We start from the raw sequence: 24,654 nt of genomic DNA on the forward strand, positions 1-24,654 counted from the left end.
GGTGCCACGCTGACCTGTCTAGAAGTTTCCTGGTCACCAAGGAGGTAAGACGACTTGTGAATGAGTCGACATTTACTCCCGGGGGTGGTCAACCAGGAATGCCTGCGCGGGGCCAGGGCTCCACGGGGCTCCAGGCTGTCGGCTCCGTAGCTGTGCGCACCTTCGCAGCCCACCAGGGTCACCGGTTCCCAGGGGTGACCCAGCCAGGACACCAGAGCATGGATGGCCATCACGTGAACGCCATGGCCGGCGACGGAAGTGGCGCGCCCCACAACCACTTCGCCGACTACGACGAACTGCCCGAGGGGCACTTCTACGACCCCGACGCCGAGTACGAGCCCGATCCCGAGTACGCGGCCACGCTCGCGCCCGACGCGGCCCGCCAGCGCCGTGAGCGCGTCGGTCCGACCGGACGCCCGCTGCCGTACTTCCCGATCCCGGGCCCGCTGACCGAGCACGGCCCCGCGAAGATCATCGCGATGTGCAACCAGAAGGGCGGCGTCGGCAAGACGACGTCGACCATCAACCTGGGCGCCGCGCTCGCGGAGTACGGCCGCCGGGTGCTGCTCGTGGACTTCGACCCGCAGGGCGCGCTGTCGGTCGGTCTCGGCGTCAACCCGATGGAGCTGGACCTCACCGTCTACAACCTGCTCATGGAGCGGGGCATGTCTGCGGACGAGGTGCTGCTCAAGACGGCGGTCCCCAACATGGACCTGCTGCCCAGCAACATCGACCTGTCGGCGGCCGAGGTCCAGCTGGTCTCCGAGGTCGCCCGCGAGTCGACGCTGCAGCGCGCGCTGAAGCCGCTGCTGGACGACTACGACTACATCGTCATCGACTGCCAGCCCTCGCTCGGCCTGCTCACCGTCAACGCGCTCACCGCGGCGCACAAGGTGATCGTGCCGCTGGAGTGCGAGTTCTTCGCGCTGCGCGGGGTCGCGCTGCTCACCGAGACCATCGAGAAGGTCCAGGAGCGGCTCAACCCCGATCTGGAGCTGGACGGCATCCTCGCCACGATGTACGACTCGCGCACCGTGCACAGCCGCGAGGTGCTCGCGCGGGTCGTCGAGGCGTTCGACGACCACGTGTACCACACGGTCATCGGCCGCACGGTCCGCTTCCCGGAGACCACGGTCGCCGGTGAGCCGATCACCACGTACGCCTCCAACTCCGTCGGCGCCGCCGCCTACCGCCAGCTCGCCAGGGAGGTGCTCGCCCGGTGTCACGCCGAGTGAGTCTGCCCGGGGCCGACGAACTGTTCCGCACCACAGGGGGGTCGGCGCTCCAGGCGTCCGCTCCCCGGCGCCAGGCCGGCGGCGAGGGCCGGGTGCCCGCGCCCGCGGGGGAGAGCGATCCCTCCGCCGCCCCGGCGGAGGACGCCCCGCAGTCGGTGCCCGCGCAGGGCGGCGACGGCTCGGGCGCGGAGCACGCGGCGGCCGACGCCGAGCCGGCCGGGACCGGTGAGTCCCGCAGCCGGGGCGCGACGGAGGCCGCGGAGCGGTCCGGCCGCCGTGCGGGCGCGGCGGAGGCCGGCGGGGAGGCCCCGTCGCGCAAGCGCGGACGGGCGGCGGCCCGGCGGCCCAGCGGGCGGGAACGGCACGACGAGAAGATCACGGTCTACGTCTCCGCCGAGGAGCTGATGGACCTGGAGCACGCGCGGCTGGTGCTGCGCGGCGAACACGGGCTGGCCGTCGACCGCGGGCGCATCGTCCGCGAGGCGGTCGCGGTCGTCCTCGCCGATCTGGAGAGCCGCGGGGACGCCAGCATCCTCGTACGCCGGCTGCGCGGGCGGTAGCGGTAGCCTGCGGAGGCCATGACCTCGAACGACCTTCCCCCGGCCGGCCCGGGCCGCAGACGCGCACTGGGCAGGGGACCGGGCGCGACCACCCCGCCCGCACCCGCGGAGCCCGCGCGACCCCGGTCCACGACGCCGCCCGACGAGCAGACGCGCCCCGACGCCCCGGCGGCGACCGCCGAGCCGGAGCCGCCGAGGGCGCCGGAGCAGCCCGACGGCCCGGCCCGGCCCCGGACGACCGCGGCCCCGGGGCGGCCGACACGGCCCGAGACGGCGACACCGACGTCCGACGAGCCCGCACGGTCCGGACCCGCACGGTCCCAGGTGCCCGCAGCGCCCGTAGAGGCCGCAGTGCCCGCGGCCGTAGAGCCCACAGCTGCCGCAGCGCCCGCGGTGTCCGCGGCGCCCGTGGTGCGGGCCGAGGGGGAAACGCTCCTTCCGCGGCCGGCGGGCGGCCCTGGCTCGGTGGACGCCGACGGGGACGAGGAGGGCTCCGGGATCTTCAAGGTCCGGCTCGCCAACTTCGAGGGACCCTTCGATCTGCTGCTCCAGCTGATCGCCAAGCACAAGCTCGACGTCACCGAGGTCGCGCTGTCGAAGGTGACCGACGAGTTCATGGCGTACATCCGGGCGATGGGCCCGGACTGGGACCTGGACGAGACGACCGAGTTCCTGGTCGTGGCCGCCACGCTGCTCGACCTCAAGGCGGCCCGGCTGCTGCCCGCCGCCGAGGTGGAGGACGAGGCCGACCTCGCCCTGCTGGAGGCCCGCGACCTGCTCTTCGCCCGGCTGCTCCAGTACCGCGCGTACAAGCGGATCGCCGACATCTTCAACCGGCGGCTGGACGAGGAGGCGCGCCGCTATCCGCGTACCGTCGGCCTCGAACCCCAGCACGCCGCACTGCTGCCCGAGGTCGTCATCAGCATCGGCCCGGAGGGCTTCGCCCGGCTCGCCGTCAAGGCGATGCAGCCGAAGCCCCGGCCGCAGGTGTACGTCGACCACATCCACGCGCCGCTGGTCAGCGTGCAGGAGCAGGCCGCGATCGTGGTGGCCCGGCTGCGCGAGCTGGGCGAGACCGGCTTCCGCACCCTGGTCGAGGACACCGACGACACCCTGACCGTCGTCGCCCGCTTCCTCGCGCTGCTGGAGCTGTACCGGGAGAAGGCCGTCGCCCTGGAGCAGGAGACGGCCCTGGGCGAGCTGACCGTGCGCTGGACCGGCGGCGACGGCGACGGGACGCCGAAGGTCACCGACGAGTTCGACCGGCCGCCCGAGCCGCCCGAGAAGACCCAGGAGGAGAGGAAGCCGTGAGCGAGGAGAGAGCCGGGGCACCGGCCGGGCCGCCCACCGTCGCCGATCTCGACCTCAAGCCCGCCCTTGAGGCCGTCCTGATGGTCGTGGACGAACCCGCGACCGAGGAGCAGCTGGCGAAGACCCTCCAGCGGCCCCGGCGGCAGATCGCGGACGCGCTGCGCGAGCTGGCCGACGAGTACACCGCGCAGGGCCGCGGCTTCGAGCTGCGCACGGTCGCCGGGGGCTGGCGCTACTACACCCGTCCCGCGTACGCGGCGGCCGTGGAGGACTTCGTCCTGGACGGCCAGCAGGCCCGGCTCACCCAGGCCGCGCTGGAGACCCTGGCCGTGGTCGCCTACCGTCAGCCGGTCAGCCGCAGCAGGGTCTCCGCGGTGCGCGGAGTCAACTGCGACGGCGTGATGCGCACCCTGCTCCAGCGGGGGCTGGTCCAGGAGGCGGGCGCGGAACCCGAAACAGGTGCGATCCTGTACACGACGACGAACTACTTCCTGGAGCGGATGGGCCTGCGCGGTCTGGACGAGCTCCCGGAGCTCGCGCCCTTCCTCCCGGAGGCGGAGGCGATCGAGGCCGAGACCCAGGAAGGGGTGCCGTCGTTCGACCCGGACGCCCCCGATGACGGCCCGGGTCCCCGGACGACCGTCCGGGGGTACGACGACGCAGACGACCAGACGGACATTTGATGCGAAGCAGCGGCAGGAACGGCGGAAACGGCGGGCGCGGCAACCACCGCGGCGCCGGCAACGACAGGGACGACAAGCAGGGGCAGGGCCGCCCCCGCAAGCCCCGCCCCGAGGAGCGCCGCTACGACGTGGGCCCCGGCGCCACGAAGGACGGCCCGAAGGCGGGCCGCGGCGGCGCCGCCCGCGGCGGCGCCAAGGGCGGCCCCCGGCAGGCCCAGGACCGCGGCGGCCGCACCGCCCCGGCGCGCTCGCGCGAGTACGAGGCGCGGGCCGAGGAGCGCAACCGCGAGCGCTACGCCGGCAAGAAGGACGTCAAGCCGCCCAAGACCTTCCCCGGCGCCGAGCAGGAGGGCGAGCGGCTGCAGAAGGTGCTCGCCCGCGCCGGCTACGGTTCGCGGCGCGCCTGCGAGGAGCTGATCGAGCAGGCCCGCGTGGAGGTCAACGGCGAGATCGTGCTGGAGCAGGGCAAGCGGGTCGACCCGGAGAAGGACGAGGTCAAGGTCGACGGCCTGACCGTGGCCACGCAGTCGTACCAGTTCTTCTCGCTGAACAAGCCGGCCGGCGTCGTCTCCACCATGGAGGACCCCGAGGGCCGTCAGTGCCTGGGCGACTACGTCACCAACCGCGAGACGCGGCTGTTCCACGTGGGCCGGCTGGACACCGAGACCGAGGGCGTCATCCTGCTCACCAACCACGGCGAGCTGGCGCACCGCCTCACCCACCCCAAGTACGGCGTGCGCAAGACCTACCTCGCGCACATCGTCGGCCCCATCCCGCGCGACCTGGGCAAGCAGCTCAAGGACGGCATCCAGCTGGAGGACGGGTACGCGCGCGCGGACCACTTCCGGGTGGTCGAGCAGACCGGCAAGAACTACCTGGTCGAGGTCACCCTGCACGAGGGCCGCAAGCACATCGTGCGCCGGATGCTGGCCGAGGCCGGCTTCCCCGTCGACAAGCTGGTGCGCACCGCCTTCGGCCCCATCACCCTGGGCGACCAGAAGTCCGGCTGGCTGCGCCGGCTGTCCAACACCGAGGTCGGCATGCTGATGCAGGAGGTCGACCTCTAGAGACCGGCGCCCCGGGGGATCACGGTCTCCAGGGGCTGGTCTCCAAGGGCTCTTGGCAGGCCGAGGCGTGGCGGACGCGGTGCAGGAAGTCCGCCACGCGGCGCCGGTCGGGCTCCGCGGGCAGGGGCGTGCGCTCGGCGGCCGCCCCGGCCTCGTCCGCCAGGCGGGCCATCCAGGACTCGACCCGGGGCCAGGCCACCTCGCCCCGCTTCACCGCGAGCAGGCTCTCCCGCTCGGCGCCCACGTCCACGGTGAGGCGGCCGGTGCGCAGCAGATCGCGGGCGCTGGTCAGCAGGCGCAGCAGATGCATGGCGTGCTTCCAGCGCGGGGCGCCGTGCGTGCGCAGGTCGGCGTCGAGCTTGCGGCGCTGGCCCAGCGCGTAGCCCGTGAAACTGTCGTACACCCCGCGGGACAGGAACGCCTCCCGCAGGGCGAGCAGCTCGCGGCCGGTGGCGTCGGCGTGCTCGACCAGCGGGGAGTGCAGGCACTCCAGGATGTTGGGGTTCGCGCGCAGGGCCAGTTCGCAGAAGCGTTCCAGTTCCCAGCTGAACTGCTCGGGCAGCGGGCCGTCCACGTGCGCCGGCGGCTTCTCGAAGCGCCAGAACAGCGCGGTGGGGGCCACGTAGACGCCCCGCAGGTCCGTGTCGCTGTCGTCCGTGGCCAGCCCGAAGGCGCGCGAGCCCATGACACAGGCGTAGATCGTGTGGTCGCGTACCAGGTTCTCGGGCTGCATGGCCCGGAGCGTACGCGCGACCTCAGGTCAGGCGAATCGAATTTCCCGACACCTCGATCTTCTTCGGGGCCAGCGGGTGGGTCGCCGGACCGTGCGCCACCGAGCCGTCGGCCACGTGGAACATGCTGCCGTGGCAGGGGCAGTCGATGGTGCCGTCCGCGACCTTGGCCACCGTGCAGCCCTGGTGCGTGCAGACGGCCGAGAAGGCCTTGAACTCGCCCTTCTTCGGCTGGGTGACGACGATCTTGTGCTCGGCGAAGACCTTGCCGCCGCCGACCGGGATGTCGCTGGTGCGGGTCAGCTCCTGCGCCATGGCGCTCGGCGCCGCGGACGTGGCCGCCGCCGCGGAGGAGACCGGCGCCGAGGCGGCGGGGGACCGCTCGGTCGAGCCGGTGCCGGCCGAGTTCGAGTCGCTGCAACCGGCGACGAGCGCTGCGGCGCCCGTCGCGAGAACCGTGCGCCGGGACGATCCCGTCGATCCCGTCGATCCCTGAGTCATGCCGTCGCTCCGAGGGGTGCCGAGGTGGGAGAGCGCTCCGAGTGGAGCGGGCAGCATCCTTCCACCGACAACGCCCAGGACGAAGCAAATCGGCAGGGAGTCCCGCGAATCGCTCTTTTCCCTCCCTTTGCCTCATCCGTCTCAGCGGGCGGGCGGCGCGCACCGGCCGTACCGAGGCTGACTAGGCTGGACGCCTGTCCCATGTCCCATCACATGTCAGCGAGGAGCAGCACCGTGGCGGTACGAGCGGTCCGGGGAGCCGTCCAGCTGGAGCGGGACGAGGCGGGTCACATGAGCGAGCAGGTGGAGGCCCTGCTCACCGCCGTCCTGGAACGGAACGGTCTGACCGCCGACGACCTGATCAGCATCTGGTTCACGGCCACCCCCGACCTGCACAGCGACTTCCCGGCGGCCGCGGCCCGCAAGCTCGGCATCGTCGACGTGCCGCTGATCTGCGCCCAGGAGCTGGACATCGCGGGCGCCATGCCCCGCGTGGTGCGCGTCCTCGCGCACATCGAGTCCGACCGGCCGCGCGCCCGGATCGCCCACGTCTACCTCGGCGCCGCCGCCGCCCTGCGCAAGGACATCGCCCAGTGAGGACCGCACTCGTCATCGGCACCGGGCTCATCGGCACCTCCGCCGCCCTCGCCCTGACCGGGCGCGGCGTCGCCGTGCACCTGGCCGACCACGACCCCGGGCAGGCCCGGACGGCCGCCGCGCTCGGCGCCGGCACCGACGAGGCCCCGGACGGGCCCGTGGACCTCGCGATCGTGGCCGCCCCGCCCGCCTACGTCGCCGACGTCCTCGCCGACGCCATGCGCCGGGGCGTGGCCCGCGGCTACCTGGACGTGGCCAGCGTCAAGGGCGGCCCACGCCGCGAGCTGGAGGCCCTCGGCCTCGACCTGACCGGCTACCTCGGCACCCACCCCATGGCGGGCCGGGAGAAGTCCGGCCCGCTGGCCGCGACCGCCGACCTCTTCGAGGGCCGCCCCTGGGTGCTCACCCCGACCCGCGACACCGACACCGAGGTGCTGAACCTCGCGCTGGAGCTGGTCTCGCACTGCCGCGCGGTGCCGGTCGTCATGGACGCCGACGCCCACGACCGCGCCGTCGCCCTGGTCTCCCACATGCCGCACCTGGTCTCCAGCCTGGTCGCCGCGCGCCTGGAGCACGCCGAGGAGACCGCCGTACGGCTGTGCGGGCAGGGCATCCGGGACGTGACCCGGATCGCCGCCTCCGATCCGCGCATGTGGATCGACATCCTCTCCGCCAACCCCGGGCCCGTCGCCGACCTGCTCTCCGAGGTCGCCGCCGACCTGACGGAGGCGGTCCGGTCGCTGCGCGCGCTCCAGTCCGCCGACGGGGACGAGCGCGGCGAGGGCGCCGCCGGCATCGCGGACGTGCTGCGCCGGGGCAACGCCGGCCAGGTCCGGGTGCCCGGCAAGCACGGGGCCGCGCCGCAGTCGTACGAGGCCGTCGTCATCCTCATCGACGACCAGCCCGGCCAGCTGGCCCGCATCTTCGCCGACGCCGGCCTGGCCGGGGTCAACATCGAGGACGTCCGCATCGAGCACGCGACCGGCCAGCAGGCCGGCCTGGTCCAGCTCCTGGTCGAGCCGAAGGCCGCCCCGGTCCTCGGCGCGTCCCTGCGCGAGCGGGGCTGGGCGGTCCGCCAGTAGCGGGGGCCCCAGCACTAGGCCGTCAGGAGGGCTTCGTGGAGCCAGTAACCTTGTGCGGGGCGCCCTCGCGCCCCGCCCACCCGTCCTCCACCCTTCACCAGGAAGGTGCCCCGCTGTGGAAAACGGCGCCGCCCGGACCGCCCCGCCCGTGATTGTCGCCATCGACGGCCCCTCCGGCACGGGCAAGTCGAGCACGTCCAAGGCCGTCGCCGCGCAGCTCGGCCTCAGCTACCTCGACACCGGCGCCCAGTACCGGGCGATCACCTGGTGGATGGTGACCAACGGCATCGACGTCGAGGACCCGACCGCGATCGCCGCCGTGGCCGGCAAGCCCGAGATCGTCTCCGGCACCGACCCGGCCCACCCGACGATCACCGTCGACGGCGTGGACGTGGCGGGCCCGATCCGCACCCAGGAGGTCACCTCCCAGGTCAGCGCGGTCAGCGCCGTGCCGGAGGTGCGGACCGCCATCACCGAGCTCCAGCGCTCGCTGGCCGCCGCCGCCCCGGCCGGCATAGTCGTCGAGGGCCGCGACATCGGCACCACCGTGCTGCCCGACGCGGACCTGAAGATCTTCCTCACCGCCTCCCCGGAGGCGCGGGCCGCCCGCCGCAGCGGCGAGCTGAAGGGCGCCGACGTCAAGGCCACCCGCGAGGCCCTGATCAAGCGGGACGCCGCCGACTCCACCCGCAAGACCTCCCCGCTGGCCAAGGCCGGCGACGCGGTCGAGGTGGACACCACCGACCTGACGCTGGCCCAGGTCGTCGAGTGCGTCGTCACCCTGGTCGAGGAGAAGAGAGCCGCGAAGTGAGCGCTGCTCCGGAGCGCACGGCGGGGCCGCCGTCGGAGCGCGGCGCCGACGTCGGCCGCCGGATCGGCGTCGGACTGATGTACGGGCTGTGGCGCCCGCGGGTGCTGGGCGCCTGGAAGGTGCCCGCGAGCGGTCCGGCGATCCTCGCCGTCAACCACTCGCACAACATCGACGGCCCGATGGTCATGGGCGTGGCGCCCCGGCCGGTGCACTTCCTGATCAAGAAGGAGGCGTTCGTCGGCCCGCTCGGCTCCTTCCTGACCGGCATCGGACAGCTGGAGGTGGACCGCCGCACCGCCGACCGCACCGCCATCACCCGGGCCCTCGGCGTCCTGGACGCCGGCGGCGTCCTCGGCATCTTCCCGGAGGGCACCCGGGGCGAGGGCGACTTCGCCTCGCTGCGCGCGGGCCTCGCCTACTTCGCGGTCCGCAGCGGGGCGCCCATCGTCCCGGTGGCGGTGCTGGGAAGCGCCGAGCGCGGCGGCACACTGGTGAAGGCGCTGCCGCCGCTGCGCTCCCGCGTGGACGTCGTCTTCGGCGCCCCGTTCCAGGCCGGCGACGGCTCCGGGCGGCGCACCCGCAAGGCGCTGGACGAGGCCACCGAGCGGATCCAGAAGCAGCTGGCCGCCCACCTGGAGAACGCCAGGCGGCTGACCGGCCGCCGGGCGAGACTTGAGTAGTGGATCACCGCGCACCCGCGGCGCTCCACCGACCACCACGATGAACTACGAGGTACGGACTTCATGAACGACGACATCCAGCCCGACGGCTCGGCCGAGCACGAGTACGAGCACGGGGCGCTCGGCGACGCCGAGTACGCGGAGTTCATGCAGCTCGCCGCGGACGAGGGCTTCGACGTCGAGGCCGTCGAGGGCGCCATCGAGGAGGCCGGGCACGGCCCGCTGCCGGTGCTCGCCGTGGTCGGCCGCCCCAATGTCGGCAAGTCGACCCTGGTGAACCGGATCATCGGCCGCCGCGAGGCCGTGGTCGAGGACAAGCCGGGCGTCACCCGCGACCGCGTCACCTACGAGGCCGAGTGGGCGGGCCGCCGCTTCAAGGTCGTCGACACCGGCGGCTGGGAGCAGGACGTCCTCGGCATCGACGCCTCCGTGGCCGCCCAGGCCGAGTACGCCATCGAGGCCGCCGACGCGGTGGTCTTCGTGGTGGACGCCAAGGTCGGCGCCACCGACACCGACGAGGCGGTCGTACGGCTGCTGCGCAAGGCCGGCAAGCCCGTGGTGCTGTGCGCCAACAAGGTGGACGGCCAGAGCGGCGAGTCCGACGCCGCCTACCTGTGGGCGCTCGGCCTCGGTGAGCCGCACCCGGTCTCCGCGCTGCACGGCCGCGGCACCGGCGACATGCTCGACCGCGTCCTGGAGGTGCTGCCCGAGGCGCCGCGCCAGACGTTCGGCGGCGCCGGCCTCGGCGGCCCGCGCCGGGTGGCCCTGATCGGCCGCCCCAACGTCGGCAAGTCCTCGCTGCTGAACAAGGTCGCCGGCGAGGAGCGCGTCGTCGTCGACGAGCTGGCCGGCACCACCCGCGACCCGGTCGACGAGCTGATCGAGCTGGGCGGGATCACCTGGAAGTTCGTGGACACCGCCGGCATCCGCAAGCGCGTCCACCTCCAGCAGGGCGCCGACTACTACGCCTCGCTGCGCACCGCGGCCGCCGTGGAGAAGGCGGAGGTGGCGGTCGTCCTGATCGACGCCTCCGAGTCCGTGTCGGTGCAGGACCAGCGCATCATCACCATGGCGGTGGACGCGGGCCGCGCGCTCGTCGTGGCCTACAACAAGTGGGACACCATGGACGAGGAGCGCCGCTTCTACCTGGAGCGGGAGATCGAGACCGACCTCGCGCAGATCGCCTGGGCGCCGCGGGTGAACGTGTCGGCGCGCACCGGCCGGCACATGGAGAAGCTGGTCCCGGCGATCGAGACGGCGCTGGCCGGCTGGGAGACCCGGGTGCCGACCGGCCGCCTCAACGCCTTCCTCGGCGAGCTGGTCGCCGCGCACCCGCACCCGGTCCGGGGCGGCAAGCAGCCGCGCATCCTGTTCGGCACCCAGGCCGGCACCAAGCCGCCGCGGTTCGTCCTGTTCGCCTCCGGCTTCATCGAGGCCGGCTACCGGCGCTTCATCGAGCGCCGGCTGCGCGAGGAGTTCGGCTTCGAGGGCACCCCGATCCACATCTCGGTGCGGGTGCGCGAGAAGCGCGGCGCGAAGAAGAAGTGACGTGAACGGCGAGAGAGGGCGGCCCCCGACCGGGGGCCGCCCTCTCTCGCCGTCCGGCGCGGGGCCGGCGGGCGGCGTGCGCGGGGTTCAGTCGCCGCGGCGGGCGGGGGGCAGCGCCGCCGGGACGTGGTGCGGACCGGGCTCCGGCCGGCCCAGCGTCCCGACGCGCTGCCACTGCGCCTGCTGCGGCCCGCCGCCGTGCCGGGCGCCGTACGTCCGGCCGCCGTAGGCGACGTACGCGTGCGAGCCCGCGCCGTGCGACAGGTTCCCGAACGCGACGAAGCCCAGGTCCTCCTCGCCGCTGCGGTCACCCGGCAGCGTCCGGTACGACTTGACGTACTCGGCGTAGAGCGCGTCGAAGATCGGCGTGGCCGAGGGGCCGCCGTGGGGGTCCTGGACGGGGCGCGCGGCGGACCGGCTCGGCGAGTAGGGCTGGCGGCGGGGAGCGTCGTATGCGTGCACGTATGTCCCAACGACCCCGGGCCGGAAGGGATGCGGGCTCAGGTGCCGGCCAGCGGCAGCGTGGCCGCGACCAGCCTGCCCTGCGCCGCCGCCCGGTCCAGCGCGTCGCGCAGCAGGTCCTCGCGCGGCTGGCGGCCGATGGCGCCGACCGGCGCGGCGTACAGCAGCACCTGCTGGTGCTTGTTGGCGGCGGCCCGCCAGCCGTCGGTGACCTGGAGCGGCTGGTGCGCCTGCCACCACGCCACCGGGCGGCCGCCGTCGGTGCTGGGCTGCAGGACGGCGTGCAGCTGGCCCACGGCCAGCAGCACCGACCAGCCGTGCAGCACGGGCGGCACGGCGTCGAGGGCGGGCGCCGGCTGGTAGCCCTGCTCCACCAGGAGCTGGAGGAACTCGTCGCCGGGGCCGTTGGTGCCCGGGCGCACGATGGGGGCGGTCGGCTCGACGACGAGCGCGGGGTGCAGCTCACCGGCGATCAGGACCAGGCCGCTGGTCACGCCGAGCACGGCCTGCTCCGGGGCGGCGTGCTGCGGCGCGGTCTGCTGCGGCACGGTCTGCGCCGGCGCCCCGCCGGGGGCGCCCGCGTCCGCGTTGATCGAGCGCACCGCGCCGCGCAGCTGCTCCTCGGTGACCTGGACGACCTGCGAGGGCAGACAGGTGGCGTGGGCGAAGGCGAGGACGGCGGTCTCGTCCCCGACGAACAGGACGGTGCTGGTGCGCTCCTGGGCGGAGTCGCCGGGGGTGCGGCAGGACGTGCAGTCGTAACTGCCCGGGGCGTTGTCTCCGGCGAGCAGCCGGTCGGCCTCTTCGTCGCCGATCTCGGCGCGTACGGCGTCGCTGACGTCGAGCATGCGCGGCACGGGTGGCTCCCTCGGGATGCGGTGCGTGGCGGGACCGGGTGGCTCCCGGCCCAGGAACCGGGAGGGCCCCCGGCTCATGAAGATGACAACGGGCGATCTGTGGCGGGAGTCACGCACCAAGGCGAACGGAATCGAACCATCCTGTGCCCACGGTCACCGGTGGTGCGGAACCCGCCACTCCCTGTCAACTCGTCGCCCTGTAAAGGGGCTTGACCGGGTGAAGTGGGTCACATGGTGGTCGTGCCACAGGTCGACAAATCAGGAAATCAGCGAATGAAGTGGGTGGCCGAAAAAAGCCGTTCCCGCCGGTAACCCCCAACTGGCCTGCCGGAACGGGCGATTGGTTGAAGTGTGCCGCCCGCCCTCCCTACATTCCTCCGCCGGGTGCACCGAGCACCGCCCGGGTACGTCCGCCGACCGCACCGCCCAGCACCACCAGCACTGCTGGCACGACCCCGCACGGCGGACGGGGCGAGCGCGCCGACCGCGTTCTCGCGCGGCGGGCGCGCCACGCCCTGGGGTACCCCGGGTCGTCCGAGAGGGATCCACATGTCCGAATGTGCCCATATCCACGCCGACTCCTCGCCCGAAGGCGCCCGTAGGGCGCGGACGACGGCGGTCCTCGCCGGGGCGGCCCTGCTCGCGCCGCTCGGCCTGCTGACCGCCGCGGGCGGAGCCCACGCCGCGGACAGCGGGGTGTGGGACCGCATCGCCCGGTGCGAGAGCGGCGGCGACTGGCACATCAACACCGGCAACGGCTACTACGGCGGCCTCCAGTTCGCCGCCTCGACCTGGCGCGCCTACGGCGGCGCGGCCTACGCGGCCACCGCCGACCGGGCCTCCAGGTCCCAGCAGATCGCCGTCGCCACCCGGGTCCAGCAGGCCCAGGGCTGGGGCGCGTGGCCCGTGTGCTCGGCCCGCGCCGGAGCGTCCGGCGGCGCGCCGGCGGCCGGTTCGGGCTCCGGGTCGGGTTCCGGCTCCGGGTCGGGTTCCGGCTCGGCCTCCGGGTCCGGCACCGGATCGACGTACAAGGCCCCCAAGACCCGCAGCTCCTACGAGTCGGCCCGGGAGACGGCCCGGCGCGAGAGCCGGAACTCTGCCCCCGCGACCGGGACCGGCGGCGCCGGGCACGGCGGAGCGCACGGCGGCTACACCGTCCGCGCCGGCGACACCCTCAGCGAGATCGCCACCCGCAACGGCACCAGCTGGCAGCGGCTCTACTCCGTCAACGCGTCCGTCATCGGCGGCGACCCCGACCTCATCGTGCCCGGCCAGCGCCTGGCGCTCTGACCCGCGCCGAGGAAGCCAGGCGTCGCGGACCGAACCTGTCCGCGACGCCTGGCAGACTCGCCCCCATGCTGGAGACCTCGGCACGACTGCTGCGGCTGCTCTCCCTGCTCCAGGCCCACCGCCAGTGGTCCGGGGCCGAGCTGGCCGAACGGCTCGGCGTCACCGCGCGCACGGTGCGCCGGGACGTCGACCGGCTGCGCGACCTCGGCTACCCGGTCGACGCCGGCCCCGGCACCGGCGGCGGCTACCGGCTAGGCGCGGGCGCCGAGCTGCCCCCGCTGCTGCTGGACGACGACGAGGCGGTCGCCGTGGCCGTCGGGCTGCGCACCGCCGCCGGACAGGGCATCGAGGGCATCGGCGAGACCTCGGTGCGGGCGCTGGCCAAACTGGAGCAGGTGCTGCCGGCCCGGCTGCGCCGCCGGGTGGGCGCGCTCCACGACTACACGGTGCCGATGCTGCGCACCGCCGGGCCGTCCCCGGTCGACCCCGCCGTCCTGACCGAGCTGGCCCATCTGTGCCGGGACGGGGAGCGGCTGCGCTTCGGGTACCGGGGCCACGACGGCACGGTGAGCCGCCGCAGCGTCGAACCGCACCGGCTGGTGTGCACCGAGTACCGCTGGTACCTGGTGGCCTGGGACCTCGACCGCGCGGCCTGGCGCACGTTCCGCGTCGACCGCCTCACCCCGAGGCCGCCGCACGGTCCGCGGTTCGCCCCGCGCACCCCGCCCGCCGACGACCTCGCCGCCTACGTCTCCGAGGGCGTCTCGCGGCGCGTGTACGCCCAGCAGGCCGCCGTCCGGCTGCTGGTGCCGCACGCGGCGGCGGCCGAGCGGGTCTCGCCCTCCGCCGGGACCTTGGAGCCGGACGGGCCGGACGCCTGCGTGCTGCGGGCCGGCGCCGCCGATCTGGACACGATGGTCGTCCACGTGATGATGACGGGCCTCCCGTTCGAGGTGCTGGAGCCGGCCGCGCTGACCGAGGCGATCAGATCCGCCCGGGACCGGCTGGACGCCGCCCTGGCCCGCGGCGGCCGGGACGGCGAGGGCGGCCGGGACGGCGCGGCGCGCGACGGGGACGCTGTGGCGGAACGGTGAAATTCCTGTGCGGGCGCCGGGTTTTGCCGGGGCGTCGCGGAATCCGTGCGCACGGGCGGCCCAATGCCTCGCCGAACTCGCCCGCGAACGCGCCGGGAACCCTTCTCCGCGTACTTTCCGCCGGGTTTTTCCGGCGGTCGCCGCAGGCGCCGTGCACGGGCGGCGCCGTTCCTGGCGGGGCGCGGGGAATTCCGTTCGAATGGCCGGACGAAGGCGGTCGTGCGGCCGTCCGGGCCGACGGTGCGGGTGGTGCCCGGATGTCGTGGTCCTGTGACAGAAATGTGACAGTGGGGGCGTTTGTGGCCGCTGGGGCAGGTGACAGCCGGTGTCGGGCCGGGCTTCCCCGTCCGGGGTGGCAGGCCCTAGCGTGGCCGTATGGCACCGATTCCCACTCCGCCCGCGGAGCCCCAGGACAGTCCGGAAGGGTACGTCGGCCTGGAGGCCGAGCAGGCCGAGCGGCTGGCGCGGGAGCGCGGCTGGACGACGGTGCGGTCGCTGCCGCCGGGCACGGTCATCACCATGGAGTACCGGTACGGGCGGCTGAACTTCGAGGTGGCGGAGGGCCGGGTGGCCCGGGCCTGGAAGGGCTGACCGGGCGCCGCCCGCCCCGCCGGAACGGCCGGCGGCCCGCACCTCAGGGGCGGGCCGCGGTGGTGGTGCTGTGCGGGACGCGGTCGGAGTGCGGCGGCCGGCGGCTGCCGGCCGGGGTGACCGGGGCGCGCTCGCCCCGCGTGGTGTGCGGGGCGGCGGCGTGGTGGAAGGCCGGCGGCCGCAGCGAGCGGGACGCGCCGACCGCCTCGCGGGTCGCCGGCGCCTCCTCCGGAGCGGGAGCGCGCGGTTTGAGCAGTCCGGGCGCGCCGCCGGTCAGCTCGGGCGCGGGCATCGGCACGCCGCGGCCGTAGCGGTCGCGCAGGCGGTCGCGCAGGGCGAAGAGCCAGTTCTCGGTCCGGGCGATCAGCGGCTCGAACCAGGGCAGCGCCAGCAGGTTCAGCAGTCCGGCGGCCCAGCCGAGGAGCACGTCGCTCAGCCAGTGCGTCCCCAGGTACACGGTGGTGAGGCCGACGCCGAGCGCGGTCACCGCCGACAGCGCCGACAGCCAGCGGCGCGCTCTCGGGGTGGAGGCCAGATAGGCGAGGATGCCCCAGGTCATCACCGCGTTGGCGGTGTGGCCGCTGGGAAATATATCGCCGCCCCGCCACATCTCGTTGGAGCCGATGACGGTCGCGTAGTGCGGTCCGAGGCGGCCCATGCCGTACTTGGCCGCGCCGACCGTGACGTTCAGCAACAGCAGCGAGGTGGCGAGGACGAGCAGCGGGCGCAGGGTGTGCTGCCGCCAGGCGCGCCAGCCCAGCCAGGAGGCGATCATCACCGCGGTCGGGCCGCGCTGGCCCAGCACCACGTAGTAGTCGAGGAACGCGTGGATCTGCGGCCACTGCTGGTACGGCCGGAAGAACATGACCTGCCAGTCCAGGCGGACCAGCCAGGAGGTGGTCACCACGGCCCAGACGATCGCCAGGTAGAAGGCCAGGATCGCCGAGAACAGCACGAGCCGGTGCCGGCTCATCCGCGGCACGTCGATGTGCGCCGGCCGGTGCGGCTCACGGTCCAGCCTGGCGAACACCCGGTCCAGGCGGGTGACGGTTCCTTCGGTACGCACCTAATCGACGTTACAGCGAGTGAGCTCAGTTCCCTGACGCATCACGTGGTTTGTGATGACGATGTGATGTGGGATTGCTCTCAACGGGTCTTTATTTCCCCGGATTCACTAATACGCCCGCCCACCGGCCTGCATTTCCTTTGATCATTCCGGTGAACTCTTATCGGGCGCTTATGAATGCGTTGACCGGAGGCACGGGCGGAATTCACCGCCCGTACACGGTGTCCGCCGGAAGGCCGCCCCGAGAAGTCGATCATGATGGCCGGGAGTCGATCATGATGGCCCGCGGCCGGTCACGGCGGTCCGGAGCCGTTCAGCCAGAACGCCCCGTAGACCGCCGAGACGAGCGCGACGCCGCCCACCACCAGCGCGGCCCGGGCGGCGCGCGTGCGGGCGAGCGCGGCCGCGAGCGGCAGCAGCAGCGGGAAGGCGGGCAGCAGCAGGCGCGGCTTGGAGCCGAAGTAGCTCGACGCGCACAGCGCCAGCGCGGTGACGACGCCCGAGTACACCAGCAGCGGGAGCGGCTGCCGCTGCCGCACCCCGACGACGTAGAGCCGGACGAGCAGGGCGACCCCGGCGATCAGGCCGAGGCCGGCCAGGGCGGCGGGGAAGGAGGTGAGCTTGGCGGCGACGAAGCGGGCGAAGGCGTACCCGCCGTCGAACCCGTTGCGCCAGCCGGCCTGCACGTCGAAGTAGCCGAAGAGGCCGTCGCCGGTGCGCCGGCCGACCCACAGGACGTACCCGGCGGCGCCGAGCGGGGCGAGCAGCACCCCGAGAAGCCCGGGGAGCCCCAGGTCGCCGAGACCCCGGAAGCCCCCGAGGCCGCGGCGGGCGGGGGAGCGGGGGGCGGACTCCGGGGCGTGCGGGGCGGTGCGCGCGCCGTGCGGGACGGGCGTGCTCCGGTTGCGCACGAAAGAGAGGACGGCCGCCGTCCACACCGCGGCGACCACCGCGAGTCCGACCGGCCGGGTCAGCCCGGCCGCCAGCGCCAGCGCGCCCGCGCCCACCCAGCGGCCGGTGAGCGCGCAGTACAGCGACCAGGCGGCGAGCGCCGTGAACAGCGACTCGCTGTACGCCATCGACTGCACGATCCCGACCGGCAGCGCCGCCCACAGCAGCACGGCGAAGAGTCCGGCCCGCCCGCCGTCCACCGCCGCCCCGCCCGACGCGGAACCGGCGGTGCGGCCGTACACGTGGTCGACCACCGCGAAGATCCCCCACGCGGCGGCGAGCGAGGCGAGCAGGCTCACGACGAAGCCCGCGTCGGCGTACGACAGCGGGCCCACCGCGGCGAGCAGCCGCTCCAGCCAGGGGAGCAGCGGGAAGAAGGCCAGGTCGGAGTGGACGTCGCCGTTCGCCAGCCGCACCTCGTAGCCGTAGCCGCCGTCGGCCACCCTGGCGTACCAGAGGGAGTCCCAGCGGGCGGTCAGCAGGGTGTACGCGCTCTTGCCGCGCGCGGCGCTCCACACCGCGAGGACCAGCAGGCCCAGGGCGCGCACCGCCGCGTACCCGAGCAGGGCCGGGGCGGCCCGGCGCAGGGCCGTGGGGCGGGCCGGGGCGGCACGCGTCGCATGATCGATCACGGGCTCGATTATCGACCGGGGCGGAGAGCGGACCGCCGGCCGGGGCGCGCTCCCCGGCCCGGTCGTGGCGTACGCCACAGGCTTCGGCGGGGAGGGTGAGAGGTGGGCCATGTGTGCGCGGGGCGCACTCGCGTACGCTGACGTGTCACTCGCACACCGTTGCGCGGGCCGGAGGCGCCGCTCCCCTCCGGCCGAGCCGTGGGGAGTCCCCGCCCCGCGGGCCCGCCGAACGCGAGGGCTCATCTGGGAGGTACGCACATGTCCGGGACGACCGTGGTCCTTGCCCGGCCGCGCCGTCGGACGGCCGGAGCCGGTGCGAACCGCTGGGCCGTCCTGGTCGTGCTCTGCGTCAGCCTGCTGCTGGTCGCGGTGGACGCGACCGTGCTGCACGTGGCGGTGCCCGCCGTCACCGAGGACCTCAGGCCCGGCGCCATCGAACTGCTCTGGATCGTCGACACCTATCCGCTGGTCTGCGCCTCGCTGCTGATCCTCTTCGGCACGCTGGGCGACCGGGTGGGCCGCAGACGGGTGCTGCTGCTGGGCTACGCCCTCTTCGGCGTCGCCTCCGCCGCGGCCGCCTTCGCGCCGAATCCGCAGACGCTGATCCTGGCCCGGGCGCTGCTCGGCGTCGGCGGCGCCATGATCATGCCGGCCACGCTGTCGATCCTGCGGCAGGTCTTCCCCGACCGCCGCGAGCGGGCGGTGGCCATCGGCGTGTGGAGCGCGGTCGCCGCGGTGGGCGCGGCGGTCGGACCGCTGCTCGGCGGCTTCCTGCTCGAACACTTCTGGTGGGGCTCGGTCTTCCTCGTCAACATCCCGCTGATGCTGGTCAGCCTGCCGGTGGGCCGGCTGCTGCTGCCCGAGTCGACCGGCGAGCGGGACGGCCCCTGGGACGTGACCGGCGCCCTGATGGCGGCGATCGGCCTGTTCGGCGCGGTCCTCGGCGTCAAGCGGCTGGGCGGCGGGGAGGGCGTGCTCGACCCGCTCACCCTGGGGCCGCTGCTGGCCGGGGCGGCGCTGCTGGTGGCGTTCGTACGGCGGCAGCGGCGCAGGACGCACCCGCTGGTGGACCTCGGGATGTTCGCGCGGCCCGCGTTCAGCACGGCGGTGGGCTGCATCGTGCTGGCGATGCTGGCGCTGGTCGGCCTGGAGCTGATCGCGGCGCAGTACCTCCAGCTGGTGCTGGGCCTGTCGCCGCTGGGCACCGGGCTGCGGCTGCTGCCGCTGACCTTCGCCGCGATGGCGGCCGGACTGCTCGGCGCGCGGCTGCTCAGGCGGTTCGGACCGCGCCGGACGGTGTGCGCCGGCTTCTGCCTGACCGCCGTCGCGGTGCTGGTGCTGACCGCGATGGGCGGCCAGGACGACTCCGGGCTGCTGCTGAGCGGTTTCGTGCTGCTCGGCTTCGGTCTGGAGACGACGCTGTTCGGGGCGTACGAGTCGATGCTGAGCGAGGCGCCCGCGGACCGGGCGGGCGGGGCCGCGGCGATCGGCGAGACGTCGTACCAGCTGGGCGCGGGCATGGGCATCGCGCTGCTGGGGACGGTGATGAACGCGGCGTACGCGCCGGGGCTGGCCCGGGTGCCGGGGGTGCCGGCGAAGGATTCGGCGGCGGCGTCGCACTCGCTCGGGGAGGCCTACGAGGTCGCCGGGCGGCTCGGCGGGGCGCCGGGACGGGCGCTGCGGAGCGCGGCCCGCGACTCCTTCGTGCACGGACTGCACGTGACGCTGCTGGTGAGCGCCGCGCTGCTGCTGCTCGGGGCGGTCGCCGCGTGCCGGCTGCCGCGGGCGATGCAGTGCGACGCCGAGGAGGGCGCGGCGGGTCTGCCCACGCAGCGCGAGGCCGAGCGCTCGCGCGTCTCGGCGTGAGCGCGCCGCGCGCCGCCGGACGGCGCGGCCCGGACGCGGGACGCGCGCGGGCTGGACGCGGATCCGACGGGGAACGGGCGCGGGCTGGACGCGGGCCGGGGCGGCTCGCGTGGCGGGGGACGCTGGACGTGGGGCACCTCGCGTCGTAACGTCAGCGCGAGAGTCCTTTAACTAGCGGTGCTAGTTTCCTAGTCGGAGGTGCCCATGCCGGCGTCGTCGTCATCGTCGCTGCCCCCGTTCGACCCCGCCGACCCGCTCGGGATCGACGATCTGCTGGAGCCGGAGGACCTCGCCGTCCGCGACACCGTGCGCGCCTGGGCGGCCGACCGCGTGCTGCCGCACATCGCCGAGTGGTACGAGAACGGCGAGCTGCCCGGCATCCGGGACCTGGCCCGCGAGCTGGGCTCGATCGGCGCGCTGGGGATGTCCCTGACCGGCTACGGCTGCGCGGGCGCGAGCGCCGTCCAGTACGGGCTGGCCTGCCTGGAGCTGGAGGCCGCCGACTCCGGCATCCGGTCGCTGGTCTCGGTGCAGGGCTCGCTCGCGATGTACGCCATCCACCGCTTCGGCTCCGAGGAGCACAAGCAGCGGTGGCTGCCTGCGATGGCCGCCGGCGAGGTGATCGGCTGCTTCGGCCTGACCGAGCCCGACCACGGCTCCGACCCCGCCGCCCTGCGCACCCACGCCAAGCGGGACGGGGGCGACTGGGTCCTCAACGGCCGCAAGATGTGGATCACCAACGGCTCCGTGGCCGGCGTCGCGGTCGTGTGGGCGCGGACCGAGGACGGCATCCGCGGCTTCGTCGTCCCCACGGACGCGCCCGGCTTCTCGGCCCCCGAGATCAAGCACAAGTGGTCGCTGCGCGCCTCCGTCACCAGCGAACTCGTCCTGGACGACGTACGGCTGCCCGCCGACGCCGTGCTGCCGGAGGTCACCGGACTGCGCGGACCGCTCAGCTGCCTCTCCCACGCCCGCTACGGCATCGTCTGGGGCGCCATGGGCGCGGCCCGCGCCAGCTTCGAGGCCGCCGTGGAGTACGCGAAGTCGCGCGAGCAGTTCGGCAGGCCCATCGGCGGCTTCCAGCTCACCCAGGCCAAACTCGCCGACATGGCGGTCGAACTGCACAAGGGGATCCTGCTCGCCCACCATCTGGGGCGGCGCATGGACGCCGGCCGCCTGCGTCCCGAGCAGGTCAGCTTCGGCAAGCTCAACAACGTGCGGGAGGCGATCGAGATCTGCCGCACGGCGCGCACGATCCTCGGCGCCAACGGGATCTCCCTGGAGTACCCGGTGATGCGGCACGCGACCAACCTGGAATCGGTGCTCACCTACGAGGGCACCGTCGAGATGCACCAGCTCGTGCTGGGCAAGGCGCTCACCGGCCTCGACGCCTTCCGGTGAGCCCCGGACGGGGCAGGGCCGACGCGCGGCCCTGCCTCAGCTCTGGTTGAAGAAGCCGTCGGACCGGTACGCCGCCGGGTCACCGCTGATGATCTCGGTGTCGGCGGGGGAGAGCAGGAAGACCCGGGTGGAGACGCGGTCGATGGACCCGCGCAGCCCGAAGACCAGCCCGGCCGCGAAGTCGACCACGCGCTTGGCGTCGCCCGCCTCCATGGCCGTCAGGTTCACGATCACGGGCACTCCGTCGCGGAACAGCTCGCCGATGGCGCGGGCGTCGCGGAAGCTGTCCGGCGTCACCGTGCCGATCCGGCGGCCCTTGTCCTCGGCCGTGTCCGCGGCGACCTTGACCCGGGGGTCGGTCACCCAGGCGTCGCCGGCCTCGGGTCCCTCGGAGTAGTCGTCGTCGTAGTAGCGCTCGTCTTCGTTGTCGTCGACGAGGCCGAGCCACGCACTCGCCTTGCGTACCGATCCCATGGACGCCTCCTCTCACAGCGGTCTTTCGTGCTTTCCGCATCCCTATGGTCATCCATGATGCGGACGGTGCGCCAAGTGGATAGACGCCGCGCGGGGGGTTTGTGACGGTACTGGTGCACAGCCCGATCCGTCGAGGGCCTTGTGCCCCAAGGGTCGTTTCCTACACGGCTGCTGACTGGGAGTGAAATATGATTGTCCATGTGGCGCGATGGCAGTCGGGTGACCATGGGTGCGTACGGGTGAACGTCCGGGCGAACGGGGTGGCCGATACGATGCGGCAGCTCAGCGTCGTACACACCACGGGGGAACGTCGTGTTCGGAATCGTCAGGCCATGCGGTCACCGGCTGGGTGATCATCTCAAGGCTCAGTGGATGGCGCATCTCTGCGGGCTCTGTCTGGCGCTGCGCGGCGATCACGGACAGTTCGCACGGATCGTGACGAACTACGACGGACTGCTCGTATCGGTCCTGACGGAGGCTCAGGCGGGCGACGGCGGCGGCACGGGCGGCGGCCGGCGCACGGCGGGGCCGTGCCCGCTGCGCGGGATGCGCACCGCGTCGGTCGCCCAGGGCGAGGGCGCCCGGCTCGCGGCGGCCGTCTCGCTGGTGCTCGCCTCGGCCAAGGTGCGCGACCATGTCGCCGACGGGGACGGGCTGCTGGCCCGGCGGCCGGTCGCGCTCGCCGCGCGCCGGGCCGCCGCCGGCTGGGGGCGCGCGGGCGCCCGCACCGGCGCCGCCGTCGGCTTCGACACCGCGGTCCTGCTCGACGCGGTGGACCGGCAGGCGGGCGTCGAGGCGCTGGCCGGCCCCGGCACCCCGGTCCTCGCCGTCACCGAGCCGACCGAGACCGCCACCGCCGCGGCCTTCGCCTACACCGCGCACCTGGCCGGACGGCCGGCCAACGCCGCACCGCTCGCCGAGGCCGGCCGCCTCTTCGGCCGGCTCGCGCACCTGCTGGACGCGGTGGAGGACCAGGCGGCCGACGCCGCCTCGGGCGCCTGGAACCCGCTCACCGCGACCGGCACCCCGCTCACCGAGGCGCGCAGGCTCGCCGACGACGCCGTGCACGGCATCCGGCTCGCCCTGCGCGAGGTCGCCTGGGGGTCCGGGGAGTCCGCGCGGGGGCGCGGCGCGGACGGACGCCTCGCCCATCTGCTGCTCGCGCACGAGCTGCCGCGTTCCGTGGACCGCGCCTTCGGCACCGCCTCCTGCGGTCACGCGCCCGGTCACGCGTCCGGCCACGCGCCCGGGCATCCGCCCGCGCCGCAGGGCGCGTTCGGCCCGCCGCAGGGGCCGTACGCCCCGCAGGGCCCCCAGCACCCGCACGGCCCCTACGACCCCGCGGGCCCCTACGACCCCTCCCGGGGGCACCACCCCCTCGGCGGTGAGCCGCCGCGGCCGGGCAAGCGCGGGTTCTGGGCCGGGTGCGCGGCGGCCGTCGGACTGTGCTGCACCTGCAAGGCGTGCTGCGCCGACGAGTTCGAGGGGCCGTGGTCGCGCAAGAAGCGCGAGGGCGCGTGCGGCAACTGCGACTGCGGCGACTGCGACTGCTCGTGCTGCGAGGCGTGCCAGTGCTGCGAATGCTGTGAGTGCTGCTCCTGCTGCGACTGCGGGGTGTGACGGCGGACCCGGCTTCGGACCGTCAGTCCTTCAGCTCCGGCGGGGAGATCTGCGACCGCTTGATCGCCGAGCCGGTGGTGCCCCACTTGTCGAGGATTTCGCGGTAAGTGCCGTCGGCGATCAGCTTGTTCACCGCGGCCTGGAAGGCCGGCGCCAGCTTCGTCCCCTTCTTGAAGGCGAAGCCGACGTCGAGGCGGTGGAACTCGTTGAGGAACTTCAGCCCCGGCTGCCGGGCCACCGAGTACCGCAGCCCGTTGATCGTGGACATCACCACGTCGCTGCGGCCCTGCTGGAGCGAGGACCACAGCGCGCCGGACTCGCCGTAGGTCTGCACCTTGTACGCCTTCTCGCCCGCGTCCGCGCACACGTGCTTGTTCTGCTCCAGCGTGGCCTCGAACGTGGTGCCCGCGCCGGTGGCGATGTTCAGGCCGCACAGCTGCTTCAGCTCGGTGATCTTCTGGAGCTTGCTGTCCTTGCGGGCGGCGAAGCCCTGGCCGTCGTTGATGTAGGTGACGAAGTCGATCGTCCTGCGCCGCGCCTCGGTCACCCCGAAGTTGCCCGCGCCGATGTCGTACTTGCCGCTGCCGAGGGCCGGCAGGATCGCCTCGAAACTCGCCTCCTGCTTGTCCAGGCGGATGCCGAGCACCTTGGCGACGGCGTCGGCGAAGTCGACGTCCTGGCCGGCGAGGGTCTTGCCGTCGGCGAGGTGCGAGGTGCCGGGCGGGGTGTCGCCCACGCTGTAGGCGATGGTCAGGCGGGTCACCCCGGCCGGCAGCAGTCCGGCCGCCGCCGGGTCCTTGCGGATGCCGGAGACGACGTCGGTGGTGGGGATCCGGACGCCCTTGGCCACGGTGCCCGCACCGCCGCCCGCCGAGTCGTCGTCCGACCCGGCGCCGCACGAGGTCATCAGCAGTGCCGCGGAACTGATCAGGGCGAGCGTGAGGAAATGCCGCCGGCGGGCCGGCTGGGGCGTACGCATGGGTGCGGTCTCCTGGGAGGAAAAGGAACGTCGGCGAAGGCGAGGGCGAACGAGGGGAAGCGAGGGGAAGCGAGGAAAAGCGAGGGCAAGCGAGGGGAGGGGAGCGCGTGTGAAGGCGGGAACAACGCTCGGATGCTGCGCTGGACGCGAGGAACGGACCCTGCGGACAGGGGCGGAGGCGAAAAGCGGGCGGCACGCCCCGAACGGACGCGACGCCGGTCGGAAAGCCGGGCCGAAAGCCGGGCGGGAAAGCCTGGCGGGAAAGCCTGGCGGGAACCGGTCGGAGAAAGGAGAACGCTAAAAGCGCCCGTGCTCACAGGGGCGCGCAGGGGGTCGGCTCAACAGGAACAGGACCACACACGACCGAAGTCGATGTGGGAGCGCGTGACCAGCCACTGCTGCGAATGCATGGGCCAAGTGGAACAGGCATCCGGATTCCCGTCAACCGACTTGAGACGTACGGCTCACATGATGGACAGCCTTGACAGCGAGGGGAAACGGGGCCGTACTCTCCTTGTCAACGGCCCTGCTGAGGGGCTCGGCCGTTGCCGCGCGCCCCGCGAGA

At 73.8% G+C, this 24,654-nt stretch carries 23 protein-coding genes and 1 pseudogene; 16 read left to right on the forward strand and 8 right to left on the reverse strand.

Going from position 1 to position 24,654, the window contains the following annotated elements; genetic code table 11:
- Positions 1 to 98: 98 nt before the first annotated feature.
- The 5 genes from ABEB07_RS33300 to ABEB07_RS33320 are packed head-to-tail and all read left to right on the forward strand — an operon-like array spanning position 99 to position 4,856.
- Positions 99 to 1,235, forward strand: a complete 1,137-nt coding sequence (locus tag ABEB07_RS33300) for a ParA family protein (RefSeq protein WP_164587199.1) — start codon at positions 99 to 101, stop codon at positions 1,233 to 1,235.
- The gene (locus tag ABEB07_RS33305) at positions 1,232 to 1,795 is read left to right on the forward strand and encodes a hypothetical protein (RefSeq protein ID WP_345671758.1); all 564 of its coding nucleotides are present in this window, start codon (positions 1,232 to 1,234) and stop codon (positions 1,793 to 1,795) included. The genes ABEB07_RS33300 and ABEB07_RS33305 overlap by 4 nt, the downstream gene beginning before the upstream one ends.
- 18 nt (positions 1,796 to 1,813) lie before the next feature.
- Positions 1,814 to 3,106 carry a segregation and condensation protein A gene (locus ABEB07_RS33310; protein WP_345671759.1) on the forward strand — a complete coding sequence of 431 codons (1,293 nt, stop codon included), beginning with the start codon at positions 1,814 to 1,816 and terminating at the stop codon, positions 3,104 to 3,106.
- Complete coding sequence (gene scpB, locus ABEB07_RS33315) at positions 3,103 to 3,789, forward strand: SMC-Scp complex subunit ScpB (RefSeq protein ID WP_164585530.1); 687 nt, start codon at positions 3,103 to 3,105, stop codon at positions 3,787 to 3,789. Before ABEB07_RS33310 ends, scpB begins: the two co-directional genes overlap by 4 nt.
- The gene (locus ABEB07_RS33320) at positions 3,789 to 4,856 is read left to right on the forward strand and encodes a pseudouridine synthase (RefSeq protein WP_176148416.1); all 1,068 of its coding nucleotides are present in this window, start codon (positions 3,789 to 3,791) and stop codon (positions 4,854 to 4,856) included. Before scpB ends, ABEB07_RS33320 begins: the two co-directional genes overlap by 1 nt.
- Before the next feature lie 19 nt (positions 4,857 to 4,875).
- Here ABEB07_RS33320 and ABEB07_RS33325 read toward each other — a convergent pair.
- A pseudogene (locus ABEB07_RS33325) lies at positions 4,876 to 5,595 on the reverse strand (nucleotidyltransferase domain-containing protein); the annotation flags it as partial.
- 16 nt (positions 5,596 to 5,611) lie between these two features.
- Positions 5,612 to 6,088, reverse strand: coding sequence for a Rieske (2Fe-2S) protein (locus ABEB07_RS33330; protein ID WP_345671762.1), 477 nt, complete (start codon positions 6,086 to 6,088; stop codon positions 5,612 to 5,614).
- Between the two features lie 234 nt (positions 6,089 to 6,322).
- Between ABEB07_RS33330 and aroH the strand changes: the two genes are divergently transcribed.
- The 5 genes from aroH to der all read left to right on the forward strand — a co-directional run bounded on the left by aroH (position 6,323) and on the right by der (position 10,806).
- Positions 6,323 to 6,685 (forward strand): chorismate mutase, encoded by a 363-nt coding sequence (gene aroH / locus ABEB07_RS33335; RefSeq protein WP_176148413.1) that lies wholly within the window; start codon positions 6,323 to 6,325, stop codon positions 6,683 to 6,685.
- Positions 6,682 to 7,767 (forward strand): prephenate dehydrogenase, encoded by a 1,086-nt coding sequence (locus tag ABEB07_RS33340; RefSeq protein WP_345671763.1) that lies wholly within the window; start codon positions 6,682 to 6,684, stop codon positions 7,765 to 7,767. The genes aroH and ABEB07_RS33340 overlap by 4 nt, the downstream gene beginning before the upstream one ends.
- A 115-nt stretch (positions 7,768 to 7,882) precedes the next feature.
- Positions 7,883 to 8,578 (forward strand): (d)CMP kinase, encoded by a 696-nt coding sequence (gene cmk, locus ABEB07_RS33345; protein ID WP_176148411.1) that lies wholly within the window; start codon positions 7,883 to 7,885, stop codon positions 8,576 to 8,578.
- Positions 8,536 to 9,258, forward strand: a complete 723-nt coding sequence (locus tag ABEB07_RS33350) for a lysophospholipid acyltransferase family protein (RefSeq protein ID WP_425589127.1) — start codon at positions 8,536 to 8,538, stop codon at positions 9,256 to 9,258. Before cmk ends, ABEB07_RS33350 begins: the two co-directional genes overlap by 43 nt.
- Positions 9,259 to 9,321: 63 nt before the next feature.
- Positions 9,322 to 10,806 (forward strand): ribosome biogenesis GTPase Der, encoded by a 1,485-nt coding sequence (gene der / locus ABEB07_RS33355; protein WP_164589852.1) that lies wholly within the window; start codon positions 9,322 to 9,324, stop codon positions 10,804 to 10,806.
- An 87-nt stretch (positions 10,807 to 10,893) separates the two neighbouring features.
- On the opposite strand, the gene ABEB07_RS33360 is transcribed toward der, so the two are convergent.
- Positions 10,894 to 11,268: a hypothetical protein gene (locus ABEB07_RS33360; RefSeq protein ID WP_176148409.1), complete on the reverse strand. Its 375-nt coding sequence runs from the start codon at positions 11,266 to 11,268 to the stop codon at positions 10,894 to 10,896.
- A 38-nt stretch (positions 11,269 to 11,306) separates the two neighbouring features.
- Positions 11,307 to 12,125 carry a hypothetical protein gene (locus tag ABEB07_RS33365; protein ID WP_345671764.1) on the reverse strand — a complete coding sequence of 273 codons (819 nt, stop codon included), beginning with the start codon at positions 12,123 to 12,125 and terminating at the stop codon, positions 11,307 to 11,309.
- A gap of 549 nt (positions 12,126 to 12,674) precedes the next feature.
- Here ABEB07_RS33365 and ABEB07_RS33370 point away from each other — a divergent pair.
- The 3 genes from ABEB07_RS33370 (at position 12,675) to ABEB07_RS33380 (ending at position 15,100) form a co-directional block, all read left to right on the forward strand.
- Positions 12,675 to 13,415 (forward strand): LysM peptidoglycan-binding domain-containing protein, encoded by a 741-nt coding sequence (locus ABEB07_RS33370; protein ID WP_345671765.1) that lies wholly within the window; start codon positions 12,675 to 12,677, stop codon positions 13,413 to 13,415.
- A gap of 65 nt (positions 13,416 to 13,480) precedes the next feature.
- Entirely contained in the window at positions 13,481 to 14,509 is a 1,029-nt protein-coding gene (locus tag ABEB07_RS33375; RefSeq protein ID WP_176148406.1) for a helix-turn-helix transcriptional regulator, read from the forward strand.
- Positions 14,510 to 14,884: 375 nt separating this feature from the next.
- Positions 14,885 to 15,100 (forward strand): I78 family peptidase inhibitor, encoded by a 216-nt coding sequence (locus ABEB07_RS33380; protein ID WP_176148405.1) that lies wholly within the window; start codon positions 14,885 to 14,887, stop codon positions 15,098 to 15,100.
- A gap of 43 nt (positions 15,101 to 15,143) precedes the next feature.
- On the opposite strand, the gene ABEB07_RS33385 is transcribed toward ABEB07_RS33380, so the two are convergent.
- Both ABEB07_RS33385 and ABEB07_RS33390 read right to left on the reverse strand, forming a co-directional pair.
- Positions 15,144 to 16,166, reverse strand: coding sequence for a phosphatase PAP2 family protein (locus ABEB07_RS33385; RefSeq protein WP_345671766.1), 1,023 nt, complete (start codon positions 16,164 to 16,166; stop codon positions 15,144 to 15,146).
- 293 nt (positions 16,167 to 16,459) lie between these two features.
- Positions 16,460 to 17,749, reverse strand: a complete 1,290-nt coding sequence (locus ABEB07_RS33390) for a hypothetical protein (protein ID WP_345671767.1) — start codon at positions 17,747 to 17,749, stop codon at positions 16,460 to 16,462.
- A 258-nt stretch (positions 17,750 to 18,007) separates the two neighbouring features.
- Here ABEB07_RS33390 and ABEB07_RS33395 point away from each other — a divergent pair, with 258 nt between their 5' ends.
- Positions 18,008 to 19,615 carry an MFS transporter gene (locus ABEB07_RS33395; RefSeq protein ID WP_345671768.1) on the forward strand — a complete coding sequence of 536 codons (1,608 nt, stop codon included), beginning with the start codon at positions 18,008 to 18,010 and terminating at the stop codon, positions 19,613 to 19,615.
- A gap of 204 nt (positions 19,616 to 19,819) precedes the next feature.
- Positions 19,820 to 21,016 (forward strand): acyl-CoA dehydrogenase family protein, encoded by a 1,197-nt coding sequence (locus ABEB07_RS33400; RefSeq protein ID WP_345671769.1) that lies wholly within the window; start codon positions 19,820 to 19,822, stop codon positions 21,014 to 21,016.
- A gap of 36 nt (positions 21,017 to 21,052) precedes the next feature.
- Here the strand turns inward: ABEB07_RS33400 and ABEB07_RS33405 are convergent, their stop codons facing one another.
- Positions 21,053 to 21,490: a cell division protein SepF gene (locus ABEB07_RS33405; RefSeq protein WP_164588688.1), complete on the reverse strand. Its 438-nt coding sequence runs from the start codon at positions 21,488 to 21,490 to the stop codon at positions 21,053 to 21,055.
- A gap of 312 nt (positions 21,491 to 21,802) precedes the next feature.
- Here ABEB07_RS33405 and ABEB07_RS33410 point away from each other — a divergent pair, with 312 nt between their 5' ends.
- Positions 21,803 to 23,110 carry a DUF5685 family protein gene (locus ABEB07_RS33410; protein ID WP_345671770.1) on the forward strand — a complete coding sequence of 436 codons (1,308 nt, stop codon included), beginning with the start codon at positions 21,803 to 21,805 and terminating at the stop codon, positions 23,108 to 23,110.
- Positions 23,111 to 23,132: 22 nt separating this feature from the next.
- On the opposite strand, the gene ABEB07_RS33415 is transcribed toward ABEB07_RS33410, so the two are convergent.
- Positions 23,133 to 24,089 carry an ABC transporter substrate-binding protein gene (locus tag ABEB07_RS33415; RefSeq protein WP_176148400.1) on the reverse strand — a complete coding sequence of 319 codons (957 nt, stop codon included), beginning with the start codon at positions 24,087 to 24,089 and terminating at the stop codon, positions 23,133 to 23,135.
- Positions 24,090 to 24,654: the final 565 nt, after the last annotated feature.

This window comes from Streptomyces similanensis, from assembly GCF_039543625.1.
In the GTDB taxonomy this organism is placed as follows: Bacteria; Actinomycetota; Actinomycetes; order Streptomycetales; family Streptomycetaceae; genus Streptomyces; species Streptomyces similanensis.